The following is a 22,923-nucleotide window of genomic DNA, read 5'->3' as shown; positions in this document are numbered from 1 at the left end:
CCCATTCTTCCTACATTACACCATTATAGCATTAGCACAAAGTATTAAAAAAGAAAACACTAAATTCAGTAATAGAAATTCTAACCAGATAAAAAGCTCCAGCTTCTATACGCTCTGACAGGAGGACAAAAGAAAAACCGAAGAGCTATGTCTTCGGCCAGGTTTACTTTTCTTCTTTTACTTCTTCTGTTTTAATTCGTTCTAACACCATTTCATAGGTATCATTTCCAAAATTCAAGCAGCGTTTTACTCGTGAGATGGTTGCCGTGCTTGCACCAGTCTCTGTCTCAATTTTATGATAAGTGTTTCCCTCACGAAGCATTCTTGCAACATCTAAACGTTGGGCTAATGATTGAATTTCATTAATGGTGCATAAGTCATCAAAAAAGGCATAGCATTCTTCAAGATCCTTTAAGGAAAGAACAGCTTGGAATAATTGATCAAGCTCTTTTCCGCGCAATTTATTTATTTGCATATATTTTACCCCTTAATTAATTTATGTTTTAGTTAGCATTAATCGAAACACTTGATTGCAGGCCAGGATTCGTTGGAACCACATTGACCCACGTTTTCCCTGGTACAAACGGAACAACTTCACCATTTCTCACAGGAACGATTAGTCCGTTATCGTTTTTCCATTCCACTTCGATTACCTTACCTTTTTGAAATAAATAACCAGATCCCCCTGATTGTAAATCTATTTCTTTATGTGCAGCATCATCTATGACTTGATGAGTAGTTTCAATAATAAACAAATTATCAATCAGAATCGGTTCTTTCGTTTCGTAATCTATGGTTTGCTCCCCATCAGAGTAGCGCTTGTATTTTCCAACTGAATCATCATACTCGTAGGTGGAATTGAAAACCCCGCTAGCAGAGTAGGAAACCATTACTGAATTTGCTTCTCCTCCCGTTACTGACTCACTATCTTCCTCTGATAGAAATTGAAACGCAGGCGGAGACTGATTCATCGAGTATTTCTTTTCATTGGCACCTTTTAATACATTCTCATACGTAATATAGGAATTATGAGGTGCAACACGGAAGCTTGCTCTTTTAAACAATGTACCGTCATAGACCATACCATTTAAATTATCAACATAGTTGCGTTCGAGCAACTCTTTAGCCTCTTCACTATAGCCGTGGGCGATAAAAAGAGCATCCAGGCCTTTTGCCAGATCAATGTAATAGTCTCTGGCACTTCGAACAGGTCCAATATTTTCTGGTTTTTCACTTTGGAAAACAGCAAGGAACCGGGTAACATCACCTTCGGCTAGAAGTTCATAAACAATATCAGCTTTGTGTAACCCAGATTGCGGTCTTGCTTTAGGATGATTATTAACCATAACCGCCACTGCCCTGCCATCTGTTTCTATTTCTGAACCCACCCCAGTTAATGGGTAATGGTAAGGTATTTCATTCTCCACTTCTTCCTGTACTACTTCTTCAACTTCTTTCACTGGCTCCTTAGGTCCATTGACCTTTTCCTTATTGCTGCACCCCGAGAGCAGTAAAAGAGCTGCTGTTGCTGCAACAGCCCATTTCTTCATTATTTTTAAACACTCCAATCTCTATTTTAAAAGAACCCTATCGATTTAATTAAAATATTCACTTTAACATTTTAACGCATTATCGATGGAAAGAGTACTGTTTTGTTCATTACATCATACATTCCCTGTTGGGTAATTCGGATATAGGGTAAATGTGTAGCCGAAAAGAATAACAAACTGTAAACCGGATCTGAGAAGGAATATCCCCGCTCTTTTAATTCCACAAGCAATTTCTTTTCTTCGTTTATTAATTCCTTTATCGGGAGGTTTGACATAATTCCATTGAGCCTTAAAGGAACCTCACATACAACCTGCTCTTCCTCAACCATAACAATCCCACCGCCTAATTCCTTCATTCTATCGAAGGCAGCAAGCATATCACGTTTATTTTTCCCAATTAAGATTATGTCACCTGTATTGGAAAATGAACTTGCGAGTGCAGAAAGATTGGTTGCAAATCCCTTAAGCAATGTATTAATCCTCCACTTGCCATTCCGATCTAGCAGCGTGAAGAAACATTCATCGTGGTCGGTGGATAACTCTTCGCCTGAAGCATCAATCGCAATGGAATAAGGTTTGGTGATAACTGAATTCTCCATCTTTATTCCAAAAGGCATGGAAAATTGTAAATCGTCCACGCTTAGGTTCCAGTCAAGTTCCATTGGTTTAAGACCATACTCATCCCAATTTACGGAATGATAAGCATCCATTACTTGGCCGTCGCGTTTTACCCATTTACCTTTTGCAAGGACAGAATGAGGTGTTGGATTTTCAATACTTGATAAGAAGTTGATATTCGCTACACGACCTGTTGCGATATTTCCGTGATGATGGTCAATGTTGTAATAACGAGCAATATTTACGGTTGCCATATTATAGGCATCGATGACTGGTACCCCTTTTTCAATGGCAATTCGAATCATCTGATCATTGATTCCTTGCTCATAAAAAGTAGATGTTGAACCATCCGTGTTAAACATTAACCGATCATAGGCCTCTATTCCTAATCGTTTCATATCATCAAGTAAATCGGGCAGGTCAGGGCGAATGGAGGAATATCGCAATGAAACCATATATCCCTGCAGTAAGCGATTATATACTTCTTCCCCTGTCATTGCCTCATGATCGCTGTCTGCTCCTAATAACATCAATTTCGCCAATGTTTTCTCCGATGCTCCTGGAAAATGACCTTCAATCTTTTTGTTCAACCTTTTTGTCTCTTGAATCCAATGCAGCATCATATCGTCGCCGTCTACCAATTTTGGCCAGCCAGTCAACTCCCCGCCTTGTAGAACTGCGTCATGCTCTAACCAAGACTTGATATTGCTATGTGAAAAAACATCTTCTTCATTTAATATTTCAGTTTGTGGATCAAACCGGCACCACCAGAACATAGTTGTTGGGATGGAACGCAGGTCCTTTAACAAAGAAAACGCTTCCTTTTTCTTCAAATTCATAATCAAAGACATGTTGTCATTAATGATGGTTGTTGTTCCGAACTGGGATGCATATGCCGCCAGAGTATGGGGATTATATAATTGAAAAGGATGGGCATGCGGCTCAATATATCCTGGAACAAGAATTTCATTTGTACAGTCAATGATTTCACAGTTTTCCAATTTCGCCGGCAAATTCTCGCCAACATATACAATCCGATCTTCATATATCCAAATATTCGCGCGCATCCACTGGCGAAATGTTTGATTTAAATATAAGGCATTTTTTAACAATATGGTTGGTGAAGTTTTCCCATCTATAACGGATACATGCATGCGTAAATGTTTATTTTTCCATCGATAACGTTGTTCCAGCATACGATACCCTTCCTTTCTTTGAAGCTATCTATCTATTATAAATATTGATTTATCAATAAAGAAAGCCCTTACAAAATGTATTATTTTTATACTAACATATTTTACTGTTTAACGCATTAAAGAATTGGATATTGACTGTAAAATTTTTGTGAAGGAGTGAACATATTGAACATTTCTAAAAATATTGGCATTTTGAACGCATTAGTAAGGATTACGATTGGGCTTACCGTTCTTTCTTGGAGTACAGCTAAAATGGTGAAATTTCCATGGAGAGATTCCTATTTATTTATTGCCATCTGCGGGGCAATGAAGGTTGCGGAGGGAATCGTTCGTTTTTGCCCGGTAACTGCCTTATTCGAAAGGTATCAGGAAATGGATAAGCAGACACCCCTTTCCCTAGGTGACGGCTCAGAAAACATGGATGTAGATGAAGTCTTGCCATACAATCCATCCTAAATTTACAAATAAAGTTTGCCTGAAAGCTATTCGTACCCTTCCCCTTGAATTTTTGAAGTTTGCGGTAACGAATAGCATAAAAAAAAACAAAATAGGGCTGACCGGATATGGTCAGCCCTTCCAAAGGAAGGTACTATTATATGTTTTGGGAATATTTATTGGATATGTCGTTCGTACTCATCAGCTTAATCGGCGGTATAGTTGCCATTTTATTTGTATTTATCCGCCGCTCTAACAATAGACGCGCTCGATAGCCTTCGAGCCGATATCCTTACGGTAGAATACGCCGTCACAGGCTAACTTTTCAAGCTCTTGGTAGACAGCAACTTGTGCATCCTTTAAACATTCAGCTTTTGCTCCTACTAAGAGTACCCTGCCTCCATTAGTAACAAATTCCCCTAGCTGGTTTTTATCGGTTCCAGCATGGAAGGTATAGACCTCCTTTGAAAAGTCCCCTAAACCTTTAAGAACTGCACCTTTTTCATATTGCTCTGGATACCCTTTGGCTGCAACCACAACCCCAACCATTGATTGTTCATCCCAAACTAGTTCCGGGGTACTGCCGTTTAAAACATCTAAAATTGTCTGAACCAAATCGGATTTTAGTCTTGGTAAAATCACTTGTGTTTCCGGGTCTCCAAAGCGAGCATTAAACTCAATCACCTTTGGACCATTTTCACTTGCAATTAAACCTGCATAAAGAATACCACAAAAGCTTCTTCCCTCTTGAACCATCGCCCTAGCTGCAGGCTTAAGAATCGTTTCAATCGCCGTCTCAACAATCCCATTCGCAATATGAGGAACTGGAGAATATGCACCCATACCGCCTGTATTTGGACCGTTATCACCATCAAAGGCACGTTTATGATCTTGAGCGATTTCCAGTGGTATCACCACGTCTCCATTCACAAACGCCATAAGGGAAAATTCCTCACCGCTTAGGAACTCTTCAATTACTACTCGTGATGAAGCTTCACCAAATTTTTGACCAACGAGCATTTCTTCGGTGCTTTGTAGCGCTTCTTCTAGTGTTAAAGCAACCGTAACACCTTTTCCTGCTGCTAAGCCATCAGCCTTTATAACAATAGGAGCGCCTTTTTCTTCAATATATTGCTTGGCTTCCTGATAATTCGTGAATACAGCATAGTCAGCAGTAGGAATCTCATACTTTCTCATGATTTCCTTTGCGAACGATTTGCTTCCTTCAATTTCAGCTGCCAATTTGCGAGGTCCAAAAACAGCTAAACCTTCAGCTTCAAACTTATCTGCTAACCCTTCTAGTAAGGGAACTTCTGGTCCGATGATGGTAAGACCGATTTCCTGTTCCTTTGCGAATTGGATAAGTTGTTCGTGGTTACTTTCTTCAATCAGAACACGTTCTGCAACATCTTCCATTCCGTGATTACCAGGAGCTGTATAGACCTTTTCAACCAGCGAACTTTCACTTACCTTTCGGCACAGAGCATGTTCTCTTCCGCCTCGACCAATGATTAGAACCTTCACACATCTCACCTCATTTTAGTGTTTAAAATGTCTAACTCCGGTAAACACCATAGCAATTCCATATTCATCCGCTTTTTTGATGGAATCCTCATCACGAATGGAACCGCCTGGTTGAATGATAGCAGTAATTCCTGCTTTAGCTGCGGCTTCTACTGTATCATCCATTGGGAAGAAGGCATCAGAGGCGAGTGCCGCTCCTGCTGCTTTTTCACCTGCTTGTTTTAAAGCAATTTCAGCAGCGCCAACTCTGTTCATTTGTCCTGCGCCAATTCCAATCGTCATATCTTCCTTTGTTACGACAATGGCATTCGATTTCACATGCTTGACTACTTTCCAGCCCAGCTTTAATGCTTCCCATTCCTGCTCAGTTGGCTGTCTTTTCGTAGCTACCTTAATCGAAGCATTTTCTAACGTAAATGTATCCTGCTCTTGTGCAAGCAGTCCGCCTTCAATGGTAGTCAGCTTCATCTCTGATTTTTTAACTCCAGAAAATGGAATGGTTAATAAACGCAGGTTCTTTTTCGCTTTTAAGATGGAGAATGCTTCCTCCGTGAAGGAAGGAGCAATAATTATTTCTAAGAAAATCCCATAAAGTTTACCAGCTGTTTCTGCATCCACTTCGCTGTTAAAGGCAATGATTCCGCCAAAAATAGAAACAGGATCTGCCGCAAACGCCTTTTCAAAAGCAGTAAAACTATTGGTACCCGTACCAATACCACATGGATTCATATGTTTTACAGCAACTGCTGCAGGTTCGGTGAATTCTTTAACAATCTGCAAAGCTGCGTCTGCATCGTTAATATTATTATAAGAAAGCTCTTTTCCATGAAGCTGTTCTGCATTCGCAATCGAGAACGTGCTGCCAAGTGGTTTTTTATAAAAAGCAGCTTTTTGATGTGGATTTTCCCCGTAACGAAGTGACTGTTTTAGCTCATATGTAACGGTTAATGTTTCAGGTGTTTCTTCCTGTGCAAGATCTGTCATGTATTCAGCAATGAGGGCATCATATGCTGCTGTGTGGCGGAATACCTTTGCTGCTAGTTTTCTGCGTGTTTCAAGTGTTGTACTACCCTCAGCTTTTAATTCCTCTACTACTTTTCCATAGTCAGCTGGATCAACGACCACTGTAACATATTGATGATTTTTAGCGGATGCACGTAACATCGTCGGACCGCCGATATCAATATTTTCAATTGCATCCTCAGTGGTTACATCTGGCTTTGCAATCGTTTGTTGAAAAGGATATAGATTCACACAAACAATTTGAATGGGATCAATGCTATGTTCTGTAAGCTGCTTTTGGTGTTGCACATCATCATGCTTTGCAAGTAAGCCGCCGTGAATAAAAGGATTTAACGTTTTGACACGTCCTTCTAATATTTCTGGAAAGCCCGTTACGTCGCTGACACCAAGGACAGGAATACCTTGTTCTTGAAGTGCCTTTTTTGTTCCGCCTGTTGAAATAATTTCAAAACCTAAGCTGACTAATTCTTTAGCAAAATCAGAAATACCATTTTTATCAGAAACACTAATAAGTGCGCGCTTTTTTGTCACTTTTTACTTCCCCTCTCGTTAACAGCATTTGCAGGATGGATGGATAAAGTTTATGCTCGATCTTTTGTATTTTCTGCTGCAGGCTCTCTCTTGTTTCTTTTTCGCTCAGTTGGACTCGTTCTTGGACAATAACAGGTCCTGTGTCCATTCCTTCATCAACAAAGTGAATGGTAACACCACTCCATTTCGCCTTTGCCGCCAGCGCCTGACCAATCGCATCTTTACCAGGAAAATCAGGAAGAAGCGAAGGGTGGATATTAACAATTCGTCCAGAGAATTTTCCGAGCAAGGTTGGACCTACTAGCCTCATATAACCTGCAAGTACAATAAATTCTACACCAAAACTTGTTAATTTCTCCAAAATAACCTCTTCATAAGCTTCTTTTTTGCTATAGTCTTTTGGATTAAAACTAAAAGCAGGAATATGCGCAGCATTTGCCCGCTTGATTGCAAAGGCTTCAGGCTTGTCACATACGAGCAATGCTATGTCTGCTTCAAGTTCTCCCGTTTTCACTACATCAATTATCGCTTGAAAATTGCTGCCATTTCCCGATGCAAAAATAGCAATTTTTTTCATCGGCGACCACCTAGGATAATTCCTTCTTGGTCTGTCACCACACCAATCTCATAAGCAGTTTCGCCGGATTGCTTTAAATAATCAATTACATCTGCTGCGATATTCTTATCAACGGCCATCACCATGCCGATACCCATGTTAAAGATGTTATACATCTCCTGCTGATTGATTTGTCCAACCGTTGTGATTAGATTAAAAATCGGAGGAATCTCCCAGCTTTTTTCATAAATCGTTGCTCCAAGACCCGTCGGGAGCATCCGAGGGATATTCTCAATAAAACCGCCGCCTGTAATATGCGCCATTCCTTTTACTTCAAATTTCTTTAAAGCAGACAGAACTGGTTTTACATAAATTTTTGTAGGTTTTAGTAGCTCTTCTCCCAAGCTGCTTCCGAGTTCGTCAACATATTCCGTTAACGACCAGTTATTGAAAACCTTGCGAACAAGTGAATAGCCATTGCTGTGAATTCCACTTGAAGCTAATCCAATCAGCACATCGCCCGACTTGATATTTTCCCCCGTAATCAATTGGGATTTTTCACAGGCCCCAACCGTAAACCCAGCAAGGTCATATTCATTTTCACTATATAATCCAGGCATTTCAGCGGTTTCTCCACCGATAAGTGCACAGCCAGCCTGCTCACAGCCGTCTGCAATTCCTTTTACAATTGCCTCAATTTTTTCAGGTTCAGCCTTCCCACAAGCAATATAGTCTAAAAAGAATAAAGGCTCTGCCCCTTGGACGACGATATCATTGACACACATTGCTACTGCATCAATACCAATACTATCATGCTTATCCATCCAAAAAGCGATCATAAGCTTAGTGCCCACTCCGTCTGTTCCTGAGACAAGAACAGGCTCTTTCAGGTTAAGCGAGGATAGGTCAAACATTCCGCCGAATCCACCTAACCCGCCTATCACACCAGCTCGGGCTGTTTTTTGCACATGCCTTTTCATTCTCTCAACAGCTTCATAGCCTGCTTCGATGTTTACCCCTGCTTCTCTATAAGCGTTCGCCATGATGGTCCCCCCTATTTTTGATAATAATATTGGAGTGTGTCTGGATAAATTTCTGTTGGATAATTACCTGTAAAGCAGCCGAGGCAGAAACCTTCTGTTCCTTCTGTTTTCACGATTGCTCCAACCATCCCCTCTGTACTTAGGAACGTTAGAGAATCAGCACCAATCAGCTCTCTAATCTCTTCGACTGATTTATCTGAGGCTATTAATTCTTCCTTTGATGATGTATCAATCCCATAGAAACAAGGATTTTTAATCGGCGGAGAGCTGATCACAACATGTACCTCTGTTGCTCCTGCCTCTTTTAGCAGGCTTACAATTCGTCTGCTCGTTGTCCCGCGAACGATTGAGTCATCGACCATAACGACACGTTTTCCTTCCACAACACCACGAACAGCAGATAATTTCATCTTTACTCCCTGCTCCCGTAACGATTGAGTTGGCTGAATAAAGGTCCTGCCAACATATTTGTTTTTTATTAATCCCATCTCATAAGGAATACCCGCTGCTTCCGCATAACCAATGGCTGCTGAAATACTCGAATCTGGAACTCCCGTTACAACATCAGCTTCAATTGGTGCTTCAACCGCTAATCTTTTCCCCATGTTTTTACGGGCTGTATGAACATTGATTCCTTGGATATTGCTATCAGGTCTTGAAAAATAAACATATTCCATTGCACAGATTGACTTTGTTGAATTGAATGCAAACTGTTCAGAAGTAATTCCGTCTTTGTTAATAATCAATAATTCTCCCGGTCGAATATCACGGATATATTCCGCCCCAATGACATCAAACGCACAGGTTTCGGAAGCGACCACATAAGCATCTCCCAAACAGGCCAGCGATAAAGGTCTTAACCCATGAGGATCTAGAGCAACCATTAGTTCATTCTCCGTTAGAATTAAATAGGCGTATGCTCCTTTTAACATCGAAAGCGCATTTTTTACCTGATCCTTAATTTGAGAAAAACCACTTCTTCTTATTAAATGGGCTAAGACTTCCGTATCAGAGCTTGTTTGAAAAATACTCCCCTGTGTTTCCAGCTGATGCTTTAAGTAATTGGCATTCACTAGGTTCCCATTATGAGCAAGGGCAAGACTTCCGGTTTGAGAATGGAACAGCAAGGGCTGGACATTTTCATACCCGCCGCCTCCTGCTGTCGCATAACGAACATGCCCAACGGCAGAGGTTCCCTTTAACTTTTCCATCACGTCCGCTGTAAAAATCTCTGAAACTAATCCTTCACCCTTCACAACTCTAAGCTTTTCTCCGTCGGATACGACAATACCTGTACCCTCTTGACCACGGTGCTGCAGGCTATGAAGTCCGTAATAGGTAAGCTGTGCAGAATCTGGATGTCCAAAGACACCAAACACGCCGCACTCTTCATTTAATCCCTTGATTTCAGCAAGCATGGGATAGCTCCTTTCCAAGCATCCTTCAATTGGTTTACAGAAGCTTCTAGAACGGTATTATTATCACCTTTGACTTTTAGTGTTGCAGTATCATTTACTTCACCAATCAGGTTAGCACTTACTAAACTTTCAAACTCTGCTTGGTGTTCTTTTTTCACGGTTAGAAGGAAACGAGATTGTGTTTCACTAAATAGGGCCGAAGTGAGATTTCCTGTGATGTTGATTTCCGCACCAAGCTGTTCATTCGTAAATAAGCTCTCTGATACAGCCACTGCTAAACCACCTTCTGACAGGTCATGTGCTGATTGAACAACACCTGCACGAATAGCAGCTAAAACTTGGTTCTGACTTGCTTTTTCAATTTCAATATTTAATTCCGGTGCTTTTCCAAAAACCTTTCCATAAACCAGCTTTTGAAGTTCACTTCCGCCAAACTCATCCTTTGTTTCTCCAACTAGGTAAATAAGGTCGCCGTTATTTTTAAAGTTCTGTGTTGTAATATGGTCAAGGTCTGTTACTAATCCAACCATTCCGATGACCGGTGTTGGGTAAATTGCTGTTCCGCTTGTTTCGTTATATAAAGAGACGTTACCGCCAATAACTGGAGTTTCAAGAACCCGACAGGCTTCACTGATTCCGTCTGCCGCCTTTTCAATCTGCCAGAATACTTCCGGTTTCTCTGGATTTCCGAAATTAAGGTTATCGGTAATCGCTAACGGTTCTGCACCTGAGCAGACAATATTTCGGGCTGCTTCTGCTACGGCAATCCTCCCGCCTACTTCAGGATCTAAATAGACATAGCGTGAGTTACAATCCGTTGTCATCGCTAATGCCTTACGTGTACCGCGAATCCTTACTACCGCTGCATCTGAACCTGGAGACACAACTGTATTGGTGCGCACCATATAGTCGTACTGCTGATAAACCGATTCCTTGCTTGCAATCGTTGGCTGGCTTAATAGCTTTATAAGTGTCTCTTTTAGATCCGCAACCTGAGGGATATCGTTTTCCATAGCTTGGAATTCCTCAAAATAGGCAGGAACCTTCGATGGTTTATGATAAACAGGAGCGTCTTCTGCTAATGCATCGACTGGAACATCTGCAACTACTTCTCCGTTATGGATCAGTCTTAGCTTTTTATCGTCTGTTACTGTACCAATGGCTACTGCTTCTAAATCATATTTTGAGAAAAGCTCGTTGATTTCTTGCTCTCTTCCTTTTTTAATGACAATCAGCATCCGCTCCTGAGATTCTGAAAGCATCATTTCATAAGCGGTCATACCTGTTTCACGCTGAGGCACAAGATCAAGGTTCATTTCGATTCCCATTCCAGCCTTACTCGCCATTTCCGCAGATGAACTTGTTAACCCTGCTGCACCCATATCCTGAATACCAACAAGTGCATCCGAGTGGATCAATTCCAGACAAGCTTCTAGTAAAAGCTTTTCCATGAACGGGTCACCAACTTGAACAGCTGGACGTTTTTCATCAGATTGCTCTGTTAATTCTTCTGAAGCGAAAGTCGCACCATGAATCCCGTCGCGGCCTGTTTTTGCGCCAACATACATCACTGTATTGCCAACACCTTGTGCAAGACCTTTTTTAATGTCTTTGTGGTCAATTAAACCGACACACATGGCATTTACTAAAGGATTTCCTTCATAACAAGCTTCAAATTGTACCTCACCGCCAACCGTGGGGATACCGATGCAGTTTCCGTAGCCTGCAATCCCGGCAACAACTTCCTTAAACAAATAACGTACCCTTGCAGATTCATCTAGTTCACCGAAGCGAAGTGAGTTTAATAGAGCAATCGGACGGGCACCCATGGAAAAAATATCACGGATAATTCCGCCGACTCCTGTTGCTGCACCTTGATAAGGCTCAATTGCCGATGGATGGTTATGGCTTTCAATCTTAAAAACAACCGCTTGATTGTCACCGATATCGACGATTCCTGCACCTTCACCCGGTCCTTGAAGAACTCTTTCACCTGTGACAGGGAATTTTCTTAGGACTGGCTTTGAATTTTTATAGCTGCAATGCTCCGACCACATAACCGAGAAAAGACCTGTTTCGGTGTAATTCGGCGTCCTGCCTAGAATATTTTCAACAAGCGTAAATTCTTCATCGGATAAGCCCATTTGCTGATAAAGTTTTTCTGTCTTTACTTGATCTGGTCTTGGTTCATGCTTTAACAACATTTGCTTCCCTCCAGCTTCTTACAATCGATTGAAATAATTTCAAGCCATCTGCTCCGCCTAATAACGTATCAACAGCTCTTTCAGGGTGAGGCATCATCCCTAGAACATTACCTTTTTCATTGATGATTCCTGCAATATCCTCTAAACTTCCGTTCGGGTTATCTTGATACGTAAAAACGATTTGGTTATTCGCTTTTAGCTGAGATAGTGTTTCTTCATCACAATAGTAGTTTCCTTCGCCATGCGCGACAGGAATCGAAATGATTTCGCCTTGTTTGTATGCAGTAGAGAACATCGACTGATTGTTAACTACCTTTAAATCCACCGGTTTACAGATAAACGATAGACTTTCATTTCGTCTCATTGCCCCAGGCAGTAAACCTACTTCTAATAAAATCTGAAATCCGTTGCAGACACCAAGAATGGGTTTCCCTGCTTCTGCCGCTTTTACAACTGCTTTCATTACCTTACTAAAGCGAGCAATGGCTCCTGTACGTAGATAATCACCGTATGAAAATCCGCCAGGAAGTAAGATTCCATCAAACTCATCTAAGCTCTCCGTATCATGCCATACATATTCAACCTGCTCACCAAGTTCATCCTTTATCGCATGGTACATATCGATGTCACAGTTAGACCCTGGAAAAACGATGACTGCAAACTTCACTGAGGAACACACTCCTCTACTTCATAACGGTAGTCTTCAATAACAGGATTTGCGAGAAGCTTGCTGCAAATTTCGTTAATCACTTCATCAAGATTGCGCTCTGATTTTTCTACTGTTAGTTCCATATATTTACCGATTCGAACATCGGATACTTCTGGAAAATTTAATGAATGGAGTGAATGAGTGACAGCCTTACCTTGTGGATCTAGTACACTTTCTCTTAACGTGACATACACCTTTACCTTAAACATGCTGTTTTCCCCCTAATCTAGCCAAAATAGTTTCATATGCTTCTGTTAAACTGCCAAGGTCACGACGGAATACATCCTTATCGAGCTTTTCATTTGTCTTTTTGTCCCATAATCTGCAAGTGTCTGGTGAAATTTCATCTGCTAATAGAATCTGGCCTTCGTGGTCTTTACCAAACTCTAGCTTGAAGTCGATGAGGTTAATGCCTAACTCTGCAAAAAAGCTTGATAAAACTGTATTAATTTTTAGCGCCTTTTCTTTTAGGATTGTTAGTTCCTCTTTTGTTGCAATGTTCAATTCGTAGATATGGTCAGTGGTTAGAATTGGGTCACCAAGGTCATCATTTTTTAAATAAAACTCTACGAGCGGCTTTGTTAATGCTTTACCCTCTTCGATTCCTAATCGCTTTGAAAAACTACCAGCAGCAACATTACGAACTACAACCTCGAGCGGAATAATATTTACCCTCTTCACTAGCTGTTCCGTTTCAGAAATACGCTTTACAAAATGGGAAGGAATTCCGTTTTCATTGAGCTTTAAAAATAGCAAACTAGTAATTTCGTTATTCAAACGCCCTTTACCCGTAATATCTGCCTTCTTTTGCCCATTGAAAGCTGTTGCCGAATCCTTATATTCAATTAAAACAGTCTGTTCATCGTCGGTTCTAAAAATCCGCTTCGCTTTTCCTTCATAGAGAAGTTCTCTCATTAAGAATCACTCCTATTTCGCAATATTGGGAATCTTCTGGATAATACTGGCTACTATTCGTGACCAGTATTTTAATTTTCAAGGTCTTCGGTAATTAATAGGGCTCTTTGGTTACCAACTTCTTGTTTTTTCAACCGTTACACCAAGAGCCCTCTTTGGTTACCACTTTCTCACTTTTTCAACCGTTACGGGCACCAAAAGCCTTCTTTGGTTACCACTTTCTTACTTTTTCAACCGTTACGGGCACCAAAAGCCTTCTTTGGTTACCACTTTCTTACTTTTTCAACCGTTACGGGCACCAATAGCCTTACCCGTTCAAGCCTAATCGATCAAAGATTGTATCGACATGCTGCAGATGGTAGTTGTAGTCGAAGCAGTCTGCGATTTCTTCTGCTGAAAGCAGGCTGGTAATCTTCGGTTCACCTTCAACCAAGGTGCGGAATGGCACTTGATTTTCCCATGATTCCGCTGTTTTTGGCTGAACCGTATCATATGCCTCTTCTCGGGATAAACCTTTGTCAATCAACGCCAGGAGGACTCGTTGTGAGTAAATTAAGCCAAGTGTCCGGTCCATGTTGCGAAGCATATTTTCAGGATAGACAGTAAGATTTTTAATGATGTTTCCAAAACGATTTAACATATAGTTCAAGGCAATGGTTGCATCTGGTAAAATGATTCGCTCTGCAGAAGAGTGTGAAATATCGCGCTCATGCCATAGTGGAACATTTTCATAGGCTGTCATCATATAGCCGCGAATCACACGTGCTAAACCAGTCATATTTTCAGATCCAATTGGATTGCGTTTATGCGGCATCGCAGAAGAACCTTTTTGTCCTTTTGCAAAAAACTCTTCCACTTCACGGGTTTCACTTTTTTGCAATCCACGAACTTCAACGGCAAATTTTTCAATCGACGTTGCAATTAAAGCGATGGTTGACATATAGTGTGCGTGACGGTCGCGCTGTAAGGTTTGGGTTGAGATTGGTGCAGGCTGGGTACCCAGTCTTTCACACACATATTGTTCAACAAACGGGTTGATATTAGCGTAAGTTCCCACTGCTCCAGAAATCTTCCCAAACTCAACACCCGCAGCTGCCTGGTTAAACCGTTCCAAGTTACGTTTCATTTCTTCGTACCACAGTGCGAGCTTTAAGCCAAAAGTAGTCGGTTCCGCATGTACTCCGTGCGTACGTCCCATCATGACGGTAAATTTATGTTCAATTGCTTTGTTCTTTAGGATTTCAATAAAGTTTTCAAGGTCCTTCCGAATAATTGCATTGGCTTGCTTTAATAAGTAAGAACTTGCGGTATCCACTACATCCGTTGAAGTTAAACCGTAATGCACCCACTTTCGCTCTTCCCCTAATGTCTCGGACACTGCACGAGTAAAGGCAACCACATCATGTCTTGTTTCTTCTTCGATTTCTTTAATCCGTTCAATATCAAAGGATGCATTTTCACGAAGCTTCTTTACGTCTTCTTTCGGAATTTCACCTAATTCTGCCCATGCTTCACATGCAAGGATTTCAACCTCCAGCCAAGCTTTAAAGCGGTTTTCCTCTGTCCAAATCGCACCCATTTCAGGTCTTGTATAACGATCAATCATCTTTTGGCCTCCAAACTTTTTTCTTCCCAAATGTTACTAGTATTCACATCTTCAAGGGCAGTATCAACAGTATCACACAGAATGGTTACATGCCCCATTTTCCTCTTGAATTTCGCTTCTTTTTTCCCGTAAAGATGAACTTTCCAATCTGTTACGTTTGTTACCTTTTCTAACACGTTTTGAACATGCTCTCCTAATATATTAACCATGACCGCAGGCTTTAATAGCTCTGTCTTCCCAAGGGGCAGGTTACACACAGCCCTAATGTGCTGTTCGAATTGTGACGTTTCACAAGCTTCAATTGTATAATGCCCGGAATTATGCGGTCTAGGAGCGAGTTCATTTATGTAAATGATGTCCCCCGCTGTTAAAAACATTTCAACCGCCAATGTTCCCACTAATTCAAATTCATTCGCAAGTTGTATAGCAGATTGAATGGCTTTTTCCTCAGCATAATTGCTTATCCGTGCTGGAGCAATCGTTTGATGGAGAATATTATCACGATGAATATTTTCTCCAACTGGAAATACTGCTGTTTCACCATTTGTATTTCTTGTGATAATGACGGAAATTTCTTTCGTAAAAGAAATCCATTTTTCCAGGATACATTGTCCGTTTTCAAGAAGCACTTGAGCCTCTACAATATCCTGATGACTTTTAAGAACGGCTTGCCCTTTGCCGTCATAGCCGCCTCGTGCTGTTTTTAATACAACGGGATAGCCAAGACGTTCGCAGCCTTCATGTAGATCATTCAGCGAATTGATTACGGCATATGGTGCCACCTGAACACCGGCGTTTTCAATTGCCGCTTTTTCTTTCACTCGGTCCTGAGTTATTTCAAGTAAACTCTTACCCTGTGGCACATAAGCTTGATTACATAGCCACTCAAGTGCAGCTGCATCAATATTTTCAAATTCATAGGTAATGACATCACTGACTTCAGCTAATTTCTTTATCGCCTCTAAATCATCATAGTCCCCGATTACCTTATAATCGGCGACCTGACCGCAAGGAGAATCTTCAATAGGGTCTAAAACAGCAATTCGATAACCCATTGATCTTGCGGGAAGGGCCATCATCCTGCCCAGCTGACCGCCGCCAATTATGCCAATTGTTTGTCCCGGTAAAATCGTTTTATTAGACAAGCTCATCACTACTTTCTATTACCACCACTTTTGACTCTAAGCGGACTTGCTCTAGTCGGTCTTGTATTTTTGAATCATTAATGGATAAAATTTGAGCTGCCAGCAACCCAGCATTTGTTGCCCCTGCCTTACCTATTGCTACTGTAGCCACAGGTACTCCAGCTGGCATTTGCACAATCGATAAGAGTGAGTCCATTCCGTTTAATGCCTTTGATTGAACAGGAACACCGATTACGGGCAATGTAGTCTTTGCTGCAACCATACCAGGCAGATGAGCGGCACCGCCTGCACCTGCAATGATTACCTTAATACCTCTTACTCTAGCATTCTCAGCAAATTCAAACATCAAATCAGGAGTGCGGTGGGCTGAAACCACCTTTTTTTCATATGGAACCTCTAACCGGTCTAGGATTTCACAGGTGTGCTTCATCGTATCCCAATCTGATTTGCTTCCCATTATTACCGCCACAATCGGATTCATATTCTCTCCCCTTTGTCTAGCTCCAGCGCCTAGGGGCTCGGGGTCATAAGCCAATCCGTCAAGAAGGTTAAAGAGCAACCTTCCCGCCGGCTCGTCTTATGCCTGTCGCCCCTGAACAAGGCGCTTACGCTTTTCATACTTTACCAATATAAAAAGCCCAAACAGACACTTCCCCAATTTCATGAAATGAGAGAAAGCAGTCTGTCCGGGCTGAAATCGGCACAGTAAATGACCATGAAACGAGTTAACGTTTCCGGCATTTCCACTTCCCCTCATAGTCCAATCATTTACGGTAATTGGGTAGATACTTATGGGCCATATTCCCATTATTATACGAGGGTGTTACGTTATATATTTTTTTGACACCTTTATATTACAATTTTAGGGGCAAATGGTCAATAAAAACGAACGATTTTATTTTTTCTAAAACTAACGTTCGTTTTTAATCTACACTTACAGCCTCAAATACAATCTGCCTTCCAACCGGTTCGTAGGATGTTTCTTTTCCATTAACTACCTCCTGAAAGATAGGTTTTTCCGTGCGGCGCACCGGAATATATCCCTGTTTTTTCATCCGCTCCAAACAAGCTTCAATACTTTCATTTTCTTGTACTTCAAATTGCATCTTCTTTTTACTCATGAAAATAATTTCCCTCTCTTCACAGATTTCACCCAGAATCCTCCATGGATTGACTTGGGCTCATAGACAATAATGAAGGCTTTTGGATCCAATGACTTAATCAAGTCGTATAATTTCAGTTCAAATTTTCTCGGTGTTAAGATTTGTAAGGCCATCCGATTCCCCTCAAGACCGTTCGCTTCCCAGTTTGTTACACCGTAACCTTTTTCTCTTAACACTTTAGGCAATTCTTTATCATATTCTTTTGTAATCACATTAACCGTAATATAGCCTAACGCCAGCTTTTCCTCTATTTTCATCCCGACAATAACCCCAATACCATAACCAATCGCATAAGCAATCAGATTTTGGATTTCATCAAGATTATTTAAAACAAGACCGAGGCCTAACACATAAATAACGACCTCAATCATACTAAGAAAAGCAGCCAAGTACCGCTGACCTTTTAACGTTAAAATCATTCTTATCGTAAAAAATGAAACATAAACAATATTTATGATAAGAATAATCGCAACCATCATAAAACTATTCTCTAACATCTAAACCCTCCTCAATCTCTGCCAAGCCAATTTTAAGTTGTATTTTGTTAGTTTAACCTTTTTTATTAAATTTTTCATTTCATTTAAAAAAGACCTGCCATTTGACAGGTCTTACGCTAGGATTATTTTACTAAGGGGAGTTGATTAGAAGGATTTTCTTTTGCTCGATCAAGGATTGTAGTTAGAATGTCATTCCAGATTTTATCATCGTCCGTTAAAAAATGTCCTGCTCCTGGAATAAAGTGGGTGTGGCAATTCGGAGTCGTAGAAGCGGCTTTTTTCATTTCTGCTGCCGGAGCCATCCTATCCTCTTCGCCATGCCAAACATCCGTTGGCACAGGAATGTCTTTAAAGGAAAATCCCCAAGGCTTTGATAATAATACAGGTTCATTCACACATTCGTCCACAGAAATACGGAATGCCTCACCCATATGCATCATTAGTCCTTTTAACTGTTCGTCTGTCTGTAAAAATTGGCGATCCCACTCATGTAAATGCTTGTTCCCCTTTTTGTTTTGCTCCATGAACTTTTCTGGCTGCTCTTCAAGCAGCTTTTTTGTAGACCGATAGCTTGCTCTTACAAGCCACGGTGCTTTTCTTGCTAGAAAAAAGGCAATTTTATTGGCTGTCATTGTGCCTTTAGGAGACTTTCCGTTTACAAATGGAATCGTGCTCGCTACTAATGCTATTGAATGGAGCCTTTCTGCGAGCTTATAGGCACAGGCTGCAGCGAACGCCCCACCGCCAGACACACCAATGATCGAGAACTTATCTAGCTTTAAATAATCCGCTGCTTCGTTCGCATCATCTGCCCAATCGAGCAGCGTACGATTTGGTTTCGGGTCAGAAAGCCCATATCCAGGCCGGTCCAATGATATCAACTTTATTCCTAATGCCTTTGACGTTTCGTCATCTTCAAGAAATAGTAGACGTGAACCCGGAGTGCCATGGAAAAACATAACTGGAAGCCCCTGTTTATCTCCATATTCAATCACGGCTAACTTCCTGCCATCGGTAAGTGAAACGAGATATTCTTTCATCAAAATCCCCTCCACTGTTTAATTATATTAATATTTAAGTTTACTTAAATATATGACAAAAAATTTATTTTTTCTGAGCCTCGACTGCGATATGGTAGAGTTTTTCATGGATGTCTAATAGCTTTTCCAGATCTTCCTTCGGCAATTTCGCATAATACTTTTCAATGATAAACAGTTGGTTTTTATCTACCATTTGATTATAGTAATGACCTTTTTCACCTAGTTGTACGATAATTTCACGGCGATTGTCAGGATTTATCTCTCTTTTTACATAATCCTGCTTTTCAAGTTTTGAAATGAGTTGGCTTGCAGCGCTAGCACTAATCGATAAAAAGTGTGCAATTTCATTTACTGTCCGATTTTTTACTCTTAAAAGCTCTAGAACCACTTGTTGTTTCGTTGAAAGTTCCGCAAATTCCTCTGTCATTAACTTCTTATAATCCTCTAAAAACAGTGAACTTAATGCATTTGAATAATCTAGTATTTTGCTGCATACAATCGCTAGCTCTTTTTCCATTCACTTCCACCTCTTTATACCCTTATTGTAAACCACCCTAAACATTTAAGCAATCTTAAATATGAAATGATAAAAAAACTAGGCTGAAGTACCAGCCTAGTTTCTAAATTTACTCACACTTCGTATAATTTTTTCTAACGGAAGCATTTCTACATAGAAATCATGTTCGAATTCATCTAGGCGGGCAGTATATAACACCATTTCCAGCCCTTTTTTCAAACGATCTAGTTCATCACCTATTGCAGTAAAGTGCGGTTCATCTTCATCCTTTATCATCAAATGAATAACAGACAAAGGTGTTTTCATTTGATGCACCCATTGATTAATGAACTGAATGTGATTCTTTAATTTATGCTGAAAATGGTGTAGAAATAAAAATAATCGGGCAGGTGGATACCTTGCGAGTCTGACGGCACCAATAATAGCCATCAAATTTAGGTAAATTAACATCAAGTAAAACCAGGTGCGGGGAATACCTATCAAATTGCTCCAACACCGAATCAAACTGATTAACTGGCTGTGTATCAAAGCCAAACTTATGTAAATGTTCATCAAGCAACGTTACAAGTTGTTTATCATCCTCAACAATAAAAATTTTGAACATATTTTTCTCCTTATTTTGGGAATTATAAGATTTAAAGAAAATAGGCGGGTGACTTTACAAATGAAAAAGGTAATCTTCTTGATTCTTATGATACTTATCTTCCTTCCAGTTGCCGTATCAGCAGAACCTAAGGAAAACTTGAAAGCAGCTTTTGTAAGAAACGAACATTTATGGCTAAAAATAAAGGATAAGGAAATGAAAATTACTAATGCAGGTTATATAAGATACCCCAAATGGTCATTCGATGGCAGCTGGGTTGCTTATTTGAAGGGAGCCAAGGAGGGGAACGTTATGGATCTCTGGCTCTACAACAGTATGAGCAAACGTCATTTTAAGGTTAAAGAAAATGTTAGTAACAATTTTCAATGGTCACACAATGAAAATAAAATTGGATTCCAGGTTGTAAAAAACTTATTTATCTTAGATACCAGCCAACTAGGCTTATTCATCCCTATAGCTAAAAACATAGAAAATTTCTCCTGGCAGCCTTCTGGCAGTGGATTACTTGTGTCAACAAAGAAGAGTCCAAAACTCCATTCAGATATTATTTTATCAAAAGTTATCCTGAGAAAAAAAGAAAAGCCTATTATTAACCATTTTTATACCATTAAGATAGATGAAAATGATATCTTTGCCTCTACAAGTGAATTTAAATGGTCTAATGATAAGAAGTGGATTAGCTTTCTGTTAAATCCTACAGCATCCCTGTCGGCTGACGGGAATACTTTATGTGTCCTATCCGCTAATGGAAAAACATTTCAAATAATAGATGAAATGTTAAATGAATCTGCTTGGTTCCAATGGGCTCCCTTTAATGGGCTGTTAGGGTATGTAAGTGGCGTTGGCCGGGAAGCAACAATCAATAAAAGAATGCAGGTTTTAAAACCCCTATCCATGAAAACTGCCCTGTATACACCAAGGGGCTATGTAGATCGTGATTTTACCTGGCAAAATAATCGAACAATAATCGTCTCACGTTCAAAGGAAAACGGATCAGAGAACTTAGAGAAAAGAGTATTGCCAAGCCTCTATAGGGTAGGCCTATCAGATAACAAACAAACAACACTTACTGTTCCTTCAGAAAAGGACGGCGATTTCAGACCACAAATCGTCAGGAATAACCTATTTTGGATAAGAACAGATCGAAAAAATGCCAATGTAATGATTTCTCCAACTTATCAAATGAAAGAAACACTTTGGATTAAAAATCTTAGTATGGGGAGCTCCTATTATGAAAAATGGAGCTGGGATGAAGTATTTAGTTTATATACGGGGCGTTAGAATTTTGGAGCGCCAGGCAGGATTTAGTGCCTGGCTCTTACCCCAAATTTATTCTTCAATTAGCTTATTGGTTAGTGTACCTAATTTTTCAACTTCAACGGTCACCACATCACCAGGCTTTAAGTAAACTCTTTTTTCGAATGGGTAGCCTATGATAACACCCTCTGGAGTTCCCGTAAGGATGACATCACCCGGTGTTAGCGTCATATGCTGCGAGATATAGCTGACAATTTCATCTACATAAAAAATCATATCTGAGGTATTGGAATCTTGACGTTTTTCCCCGTTCACATATGTTTTTAATTGTAAGTTGTTAGGTTCAGGTACTTCATCTGCTGTCACAAGGTAAGGGCCAATTGGACTGAAATCATCACATGTCTTTCCAAGTAACCATTGATGTGTCTTTTTCTGAAGATCACGTGCTGATAAATCATTAGCAGTACAATAGCCAAATACATAATCTAATGCATTTTCCTTGCTTATATACTTCGCTTCCCTGCCAATTACTACCCCTAATTCAACTTCGTAATCCAGCCTTTGTGTCACTTTTGGAACAGCTATCTCACATTTATGTCCAGTTAATGCATTATTAAATTTGCTAAATAAAATAGGTACTTCAGGATAAGGAGAATTTGTTTCGTCTGCATGTTTCCGATAATTTAATCCGACACATATAATTTTGTTCGGGTGTGTAACACAAGGACCCCATTCCACTTCTTCTTCATCTTTTATATAATTTGGTTTATTATCCGTTGGTAGATTCGTAATATATTCCTCGATTACTGATAGAGCTTTATTCCCGCCTGAGATTACCTCCATAATATCCGTATGTACCTGATTATTAGGATGTTCTTTTAATGCCTCTTCAAGGTCGATTAGGCTATTCTCAATTTTTACACCTAACACGTGCTTGCCTTGCTTATTTATTGTTACTAGTTTCATTGAATCATAGTCCTCCTTGTATTTAGCTGACTTGTTATCATTTGTTTTCTCTACTCAAACCATATTATCCTTCTTTTCCTTTTAATTAGTTAAAAGTGTTTTTTGAATTAGCAGGTACCAAAACAAACAATGGTGACTAATTTCGTTTAAGCTCTATTCATTACCTATATCTTCGATAATGGCATCGAACGGGCACGAATCACATTCTTCACTTTATCTTGCCGAAATTAACCCGTCAGACGACACAAAAAAACACAACCCTAATCGGGTTGTGTTTCATTTGCCTGGCAACGTCCTACTCTCACAGGGACAAAGTCCCAACTACCATCGGCGCTGAGAAGCTTAACTTCCGTGTTCGGTATGGGAACGGGTGTGACCTTCTCGCCATTGCTGCCAGACTATTTTT

At 40.3% G+C, this 22,923-nt stretch carries 23 protein-coding genes, 1 rRNA gene, 2 pseudogenes and 1 riboswitch; of the genes and pseudogenes, 3 read left to right on the top strand and 23 right to left on the bottom strand.

All coding sequences use genetic code 11. The features are described 5' to 3' along the window. Positions 1 to 163 precede the first annotated feature (163 nt). From M3189_RS18845 to M3189_RS18835, 3 genes are all read right to left on the bottom strand, one after another. Positions 164 to 475 carry a YerC/YecD family TrpR-related protein gene (locus M3189_RS18845; RefSeq protein ID WP_251636529.1) on the bottom strand — a complete coding sequence of 104 codons (312 nt, stop codon included), beginning with the start codon at positions 473 to 475 and terminating at the stop codon, positions 164 to 166. 28 nt (positions 476 to 503) lie between these two features. Continuing rightward, on the bottom strand, positions 504 to 1,550 hold the full coding sequence (locus tag M3189_RS18840; protein ID WP_251636527.1) for a DUF3048 domain-containing protein: 1,047 nt from the start codon (positions 1,548 to 1,550) through the stop codon (positions 504 to 506). Positions 1,551 to 1,621: 71 nt separating this feature from the next. Then, positions 1,622 to 3,364, bottom strand: a complete 1,743-nt coding sequence (locus M3189_RS18835; RefSeq protein ID WP_251636525.1) for an adenine deaminase C-terminal domain-containing protein — start codon at positions 3,362 to 3,364, stop codon at positions 1,622 to 1,624. Positions 3,365 to 3,529: 165 nt separating this feature from the next. Between M3189_RS18835 and M3189_RS18830 the strand changes: the two genes are divergently transcribed. Together M3189_RS18830 and M3189_RS27215 are read left to right on the top strand one after the other, a co-directional pair. Next, complete coding sequence (locus M3189_RS18830) at positions 3,530 to 3,820, top strand: YgaP family membrane protein (protein WP_251636523.1); 291 nt, start codon at positions 3,530 to 3,532, stop codon at positions 3,818 to 3,820. Positions 3,821 to 3,927: 107 nt separating this feature from the next. Next, positions 3,928 to 4,074, top strand: coding sequence for an EYxxD motif small membrane protein (locus M3189_RS27215; protein ID WP_353057446.1), 147 nt, complete (start codon positions 3,928 to 3,930; stop codon positions 4,072 to 4,074). On the opposite strand, the gene purD is transcribed toward M3189_RS27215, so the two are convergent. The 18 genes and pseudogenes from purD to M3189_RS18740 all read right to left on the bottom strand — a co-directional run. Then, positions 4,052 to 5,323: a phosphoribosylamine--glycine ligase gene (purD, locus tag M3189_RS18825; protein ID WP_251636521.1), complete on the bottom strand. Its 1,272-nt coding sequence runs from the start codon at positions 5,321 to 5,323 to the stop codon at positions 4,052 to 4,054. The two genes, M3189_RS27215 and purD, sit on opposite strands and share 23 nt — an antisense overlap. Before the next feature lie 15 nt (positions 5,324 to 5,338). Continuing rightward, positions 5,339 to 6,877, bottom strand: coding sequence for a bifunctional phosphoribosylaminoimidazolecarboxamide formyltransferase/IMP cyclohydrolase (gene purH, locus M3189_RS18820; RefSeq protein ID WP_251636519.1), 1,539 nt, complete (start codon positions 6,875 to 6,877; stop codon positions 5,339 to 5,341). Next, a complete protein-coding gene (purN, locus tag M3189_RS18815) occupies positions 6,852 to 7,454 on the bottom strand; it encodes a phosphoribosylglycinamide formyltransferase (protein WP_251636517.1) in 603 nt (200 codons plus the stop codon). Before purN ends, purH begins: the two co-directional genes overlap by 26 nt. Further along, entirely contained in the window at positions 7,451 to 8,476 is a 1,026-nt protein-coding gene (gene purM / locus M3189_RS18810; protein ID WP_251636516.1) for a phosphoribosylformylglycinamidine cyclo-ligase, read from the bottom strand. Before purM ends, purN begins: the two co-directional genes overlap by 4 nt. An 11-nt stretch (positions 8,477 to 8,487) precedes the next feature. Further along, positions 8,488 to 9,894: an amidophosphoribosyltransferase gene (gene purF, locus M3189_RS18805; RefSeq protein ID WP_251636514.1), complete on the bottom strand. Its 1,407-nt coding sequence runs from the start codon at positions 9,892 to 9,894 to the stop codon at positions 8,488 to 8,490. After that, positions 9,870 to 12,098 carry a phosphoribosylformylglycinamidine synthase subunit PurL gene (gene purL / locus M3189_RS18800; RefSeq protein ID WP_251636512.1) on the bottom strand — a complete coding sequence of 743 codons (2,229 nt, stop codon included), beginning with the start codon at positions 12,096 to 12,098 and terminating at the stop codon, positions 9,870 to 9,872. Before purL ends, purF begins: the two co-directional genes overlap by 25 nt. Next, the gene (gene purQ, locus M3189_RS18795; RefSeq protein WP_251636510.1) at positions 12,082 to 12,765 is read right to left on the bottom strand and encodes a phosphoribosylformylglycinamidine synthase subunit PurQ; all 684 of its coding nucleotides are present in this window, start codon (positions 12,763 to 12,765) and stop codon (positions 12,082 to 12,084) included. Before purQ ends, purL begins: the two co-directional genes overlap by 17 nt. Next, a complete protein-coding gene (gene purS / locus M3189_RS18790; protein WP_251636508.1) occupies positions 12,762 to 13,016 on the bottom strand; it encodes a phosphoribosylformylglycinamidine synthase subunit PurS in 255 nt (84 codons plus the stop codon). The genes purQ and purS overlap by 4 nt, the downstream gene beginning before the upstream one ends. Next, positions 13,009 to 13,722, bottom strand: coding sequence for a phosphoribosylaminoimidazolesuccinocarboxamide synthase (gene purC, locus M3189_RS18785; RefSeq protein ID WP_251636506.1), 714 nt, complete (start codon positions 13,720 to 13,722; stop codon positions 13,009 to 13,011). Before purC ends, purS begins: the two co-directional genes overlap by 8 nt. Positions 13,723 to 14,029: 307 nt before the next feature. Further along, on the bottom strand, positions 14,030 to 15,328 hold the full coding sequence (gene purB, locus M3189_RS18780) for an adenylosuccinate lyase (RefSeq protein ID WP_251636504.1): 1,299 nt from the start codon (positions 15,326 to 15,328) through the stop codon (positions 14,030 to 14,032). Next, positions 15,325 to 16,479, bottom strand: coding sequence for a 5-(carboxyamino)imidazole ribonucleotide synthase (gene purK, locus M3189_RS18775; RefSeq protein WP_251636502.1), 1,155 nt, complete (start codon positions 16,477 to 16,479; stop codon positions 15,325 to 15,327). Before purK ends, purB begins: the two co-directional genes overlap by 4 nt. Beyond that, the gene (gene purE / locus M3189_RS18770) at positions 16,466 to 16,954 is read right to left on the bottom strand and encodes a 5-(carboxyamino)imidazole ribonucleotide mutase (RefSeq protein ID WP_251636500.1); all 489 of its coding nucleotides are present in this window, start codon (positions 16,952 to 16,954) and stop codon (positions 16,466 to 16,468) included. The genes purK and purE overlap by 14 nt, the downstream gene beginning before the upstream one ends. A 255-nt stretch (positions 16,955 to 17,209) precedes the next feature. Continuing rightward, a riboswitch (purine riboswitch) is annotated at positions 17,210 to 17,311 on the bottom strand. Positions 17,312 to 17,396: 85 nt separating this feature from the next. Beyond that, positions 17,397 to 17,594, bottom strand: coding sequence for an NETI motif-containing protein (locus M3189_RS18765; protein ID WP_251636498.1), 198 nt, complete (start codon positions 17,592 to 17,594; stop codon positions 17,397 to 17,399). Then, positions 17,591 to 18,133 (bottom strand): DUF2179 domain-containing protein, encoded by a 543-nt coding sequence (locus M3189_RS18760; RefSeq protein WP_251636490.1) that lies wholly within the window; start codon positions 18,131 to 18,133, stop codon positions 17,591 to 17,593. Before M3189_RS18760 ends, M3189_RS18765 begins: the two co-directional genes overlap by 4 nt. Before the next feature lie 122 nt (positions 18,134 to 18,255). Next, a complete protein-coding gene (locus tag M3189_RS18755; RefSeq protein WP_251636488.1) occupies positions 18,256 to 19,173 on the bottom strand; it encodes an alpha/beta fold hydrolase in 918 nt (305 codons plus the stop codon). 64 nt (positions 19,174 to 19,237) lie between these two features. Further along, on the bottom strand, positions 19,238 to 19,690 hold the full coding sequence (locus M3189_RS18750; RefSeq protein WP_251636486.1) for a MarR family winged helix-turn-helix transcriptional regulator: 453 nt from the start codon (positions 19,688 to 19,690) through the stop codon (positions 19,238 to 19,240). A 111-nt stretch (positions 19,691 to 19,801) separates the two neighbouring features. After that, positions 19,802 to 20,059 (bottom strand): annotated as a pseudogene (locus M3189_RS18745) (sensor histidine kinase); the annotation flags it as partial. Continuing rightward, positions 20,058 to 20,294, bottom strand: a pseudogene (locus M3189_RS18740) (response regulator); the annotation flags it as partial. The pseudogenes M3189_RS18745 and M3189_RS18740, both read right to left, overlap by 2 nt. Before the next feature lie 60 nt (positions 20,295 to 20,354). Here M3189_RS18740 and M3189_RS18735 point away from each other — a divergent pair. Then, the gene (locus M3189_RS18735; RefSeq protein ID WP_251636484.1) at positions 20,355 to 21,575 is read left to right on the top strand and encodes a hypothetical protein; all 1,221 of its coding nucleotides are present in this window, start codon (positions 20,355 to 20,357) and stop codon (positions 21,573 to 21,575) included. A 48-nt stretch (positions 21,576 to 21,623) separates the two neighbouring features. On the opposite strand, the gene M3189_RS18730 is transcribed toward M3189_RS18735, so the two are convergent. Both M3189_RS18730 and rrf read right to left on the bottom strand, forming a co-directional pair. Beyond that, on the bottom strand, positions 21,624 to 22,517 hold the full coding sequence (locus M3189_RS18730; RefSeq protein WP_251636482.1) for a fumarylacetoacetate hydrolase family protein: 894 nt from the start codon (positions 22,515 to 22,517) through the stop codon (positions 21,624 to 21,626). 282 nt (positions 22,518 to 22,799) lie between these two features. Then, positions 22,800 to 22,915, bottom strand: a 5S ribosomal RNA gene (gene rrf / locus M3189_RS18725). Positions 22,916 to 22,923 lie beyond the last annotated feature (8 nt).

The organism is Neobacillus niacini (assembly GCF_023715415.1).
GTDB classification, from domain to species: Bacteria; Bacillota; Bacilli; order Bacillales; family Cytobacillaceae; genus Neobacillus; species Neobacillus niacini_C.
The sequence above is the reverse complement of the archived record's forward strand: the minus strand, read 5'-3'. Positions and strand labels throughout refer to the sequence as shown.

Coding starts and splice junctions, on each gene's coding strand:
- M3189_RS18845 (WP_251636529.1), bottom strand. CDS start 475: ATGCAAATAAATAAATTGCGCGGAAAAGAGCTTGATCAATTATTCCAA.
- M3189_RS18840 (WP_251636527.1), bottom strand. CDS start 1,550: ATGAAGAAATGGGCTGTTGCAGCAACAGCAGCTCTTTTACTGCTCTCG.
- M3189_RS18835 (WP_251636525.1), bottom strand. CDS start 3,364: ATGCTGGAACAACGTTATCGATGGAAAAATAAACATTTACGCATGCAT.
- M3189_RS27215 (WP_353057446.1), top strand. CDS start 3,928: ATGGTCAGCCCTTCCAAAGGAAGGTACTATTATATGTTTTGGGAATAT.
- purN (WP_251636517.1), bottom strand. CDS start 7,454: ATGAAAAAAATTGCTATTTTTGCATCGGGAAATGGCAGCAATTTTCAA.
- purM (WP_251636516.1), bottom strand. CDS start 8,476: ATGGCGAACGCTTATAGAGAAGCAGGGGTAAACATCGAAGCAGGCTAT.
- purF (WP_251636514.1), bottom strand. CDS start 9,894: ATGCTTGCTGAAATCAAGGGATTAAATGAAGAGTGCGGCGTGTTTGGT.
- purL (WP_251636512.1), bottom strand. CDS start 12,098: ATGTTGTTAAAGCATGAACCAAGACCAGATCAAGTAAAGACAGAAAAA.
- purS (WP_251636508.1), bottom strand. CDS start 13,016: ATGTTTAAGGTAAAGGTGTATGTCACGTTAAGAGAAAGTGTACTAGAT.
- purC (WP_251636506.1), bottom strand. CDS start 13,722: ATGAGAGAACTTCTCTATGAAGGAAAAGCGAAGCGGATTTTTAGAACC.
- purB (WP_251636504.1), bottom strand. CDS start 15,328: ATGATTGATCGTTATACAAGACCTGAAATGGGTGCGATTTGGACAGAG.
- purK (WP_251636502.1), bottom strand. CDS start 16,479: ATGAGCTTGTCTAATAAAACGATTTTACCGGGACAAACAATTGGCATA.
- purE (WP_251636500.1), bottom strand. CDS start 16,954: ATGAATCCGATTGTGGCGGTAATAATGGGAAGCAAATCAGATTGGGAT.
- M3189_RS18765 (WP_251636498.1), bottom strand. CDS start 17,594: ATGAGTAAAAAGAAGATGCAATTTGAAGTACAAGAAAATGAAAGTATT.
- M3189_RS18760 (WP_251636490.1), bottom strand. CDS start 18,133: ATGTTAGAGAATAGTTTTATGATGGTTGCGATTATTCTTATCATAAAT.
- M3189_RS18755 (WP_251636488.1), bottom strand. CDS start 19,173: ATGAAAGAATATCTCGTTTCACTTACCGATGGCAGGAAGTTAGCCGTG.
- M3189_RS18750 (WP_251636486.1), bottom strand. CDS start 19,690: ATGGAAAAAGAGCTAGCGATTGTATGCAGCAAAATACTAGATTATTCA.
- M3189_RS18735 (WP_251636484.1), top strand. CDS start 20,355: ATGAAAAAGGTAATCTTCTTGATTCTTATGATACTTATCTTCCTTCCA.
- M3189_RS18730 (WP_251636482.1), bottom strand. CDS start 22,517: ATGAAACTAGTAACAATAAATAAGCAAGGCAAGCACGTGTTAGGTGTA.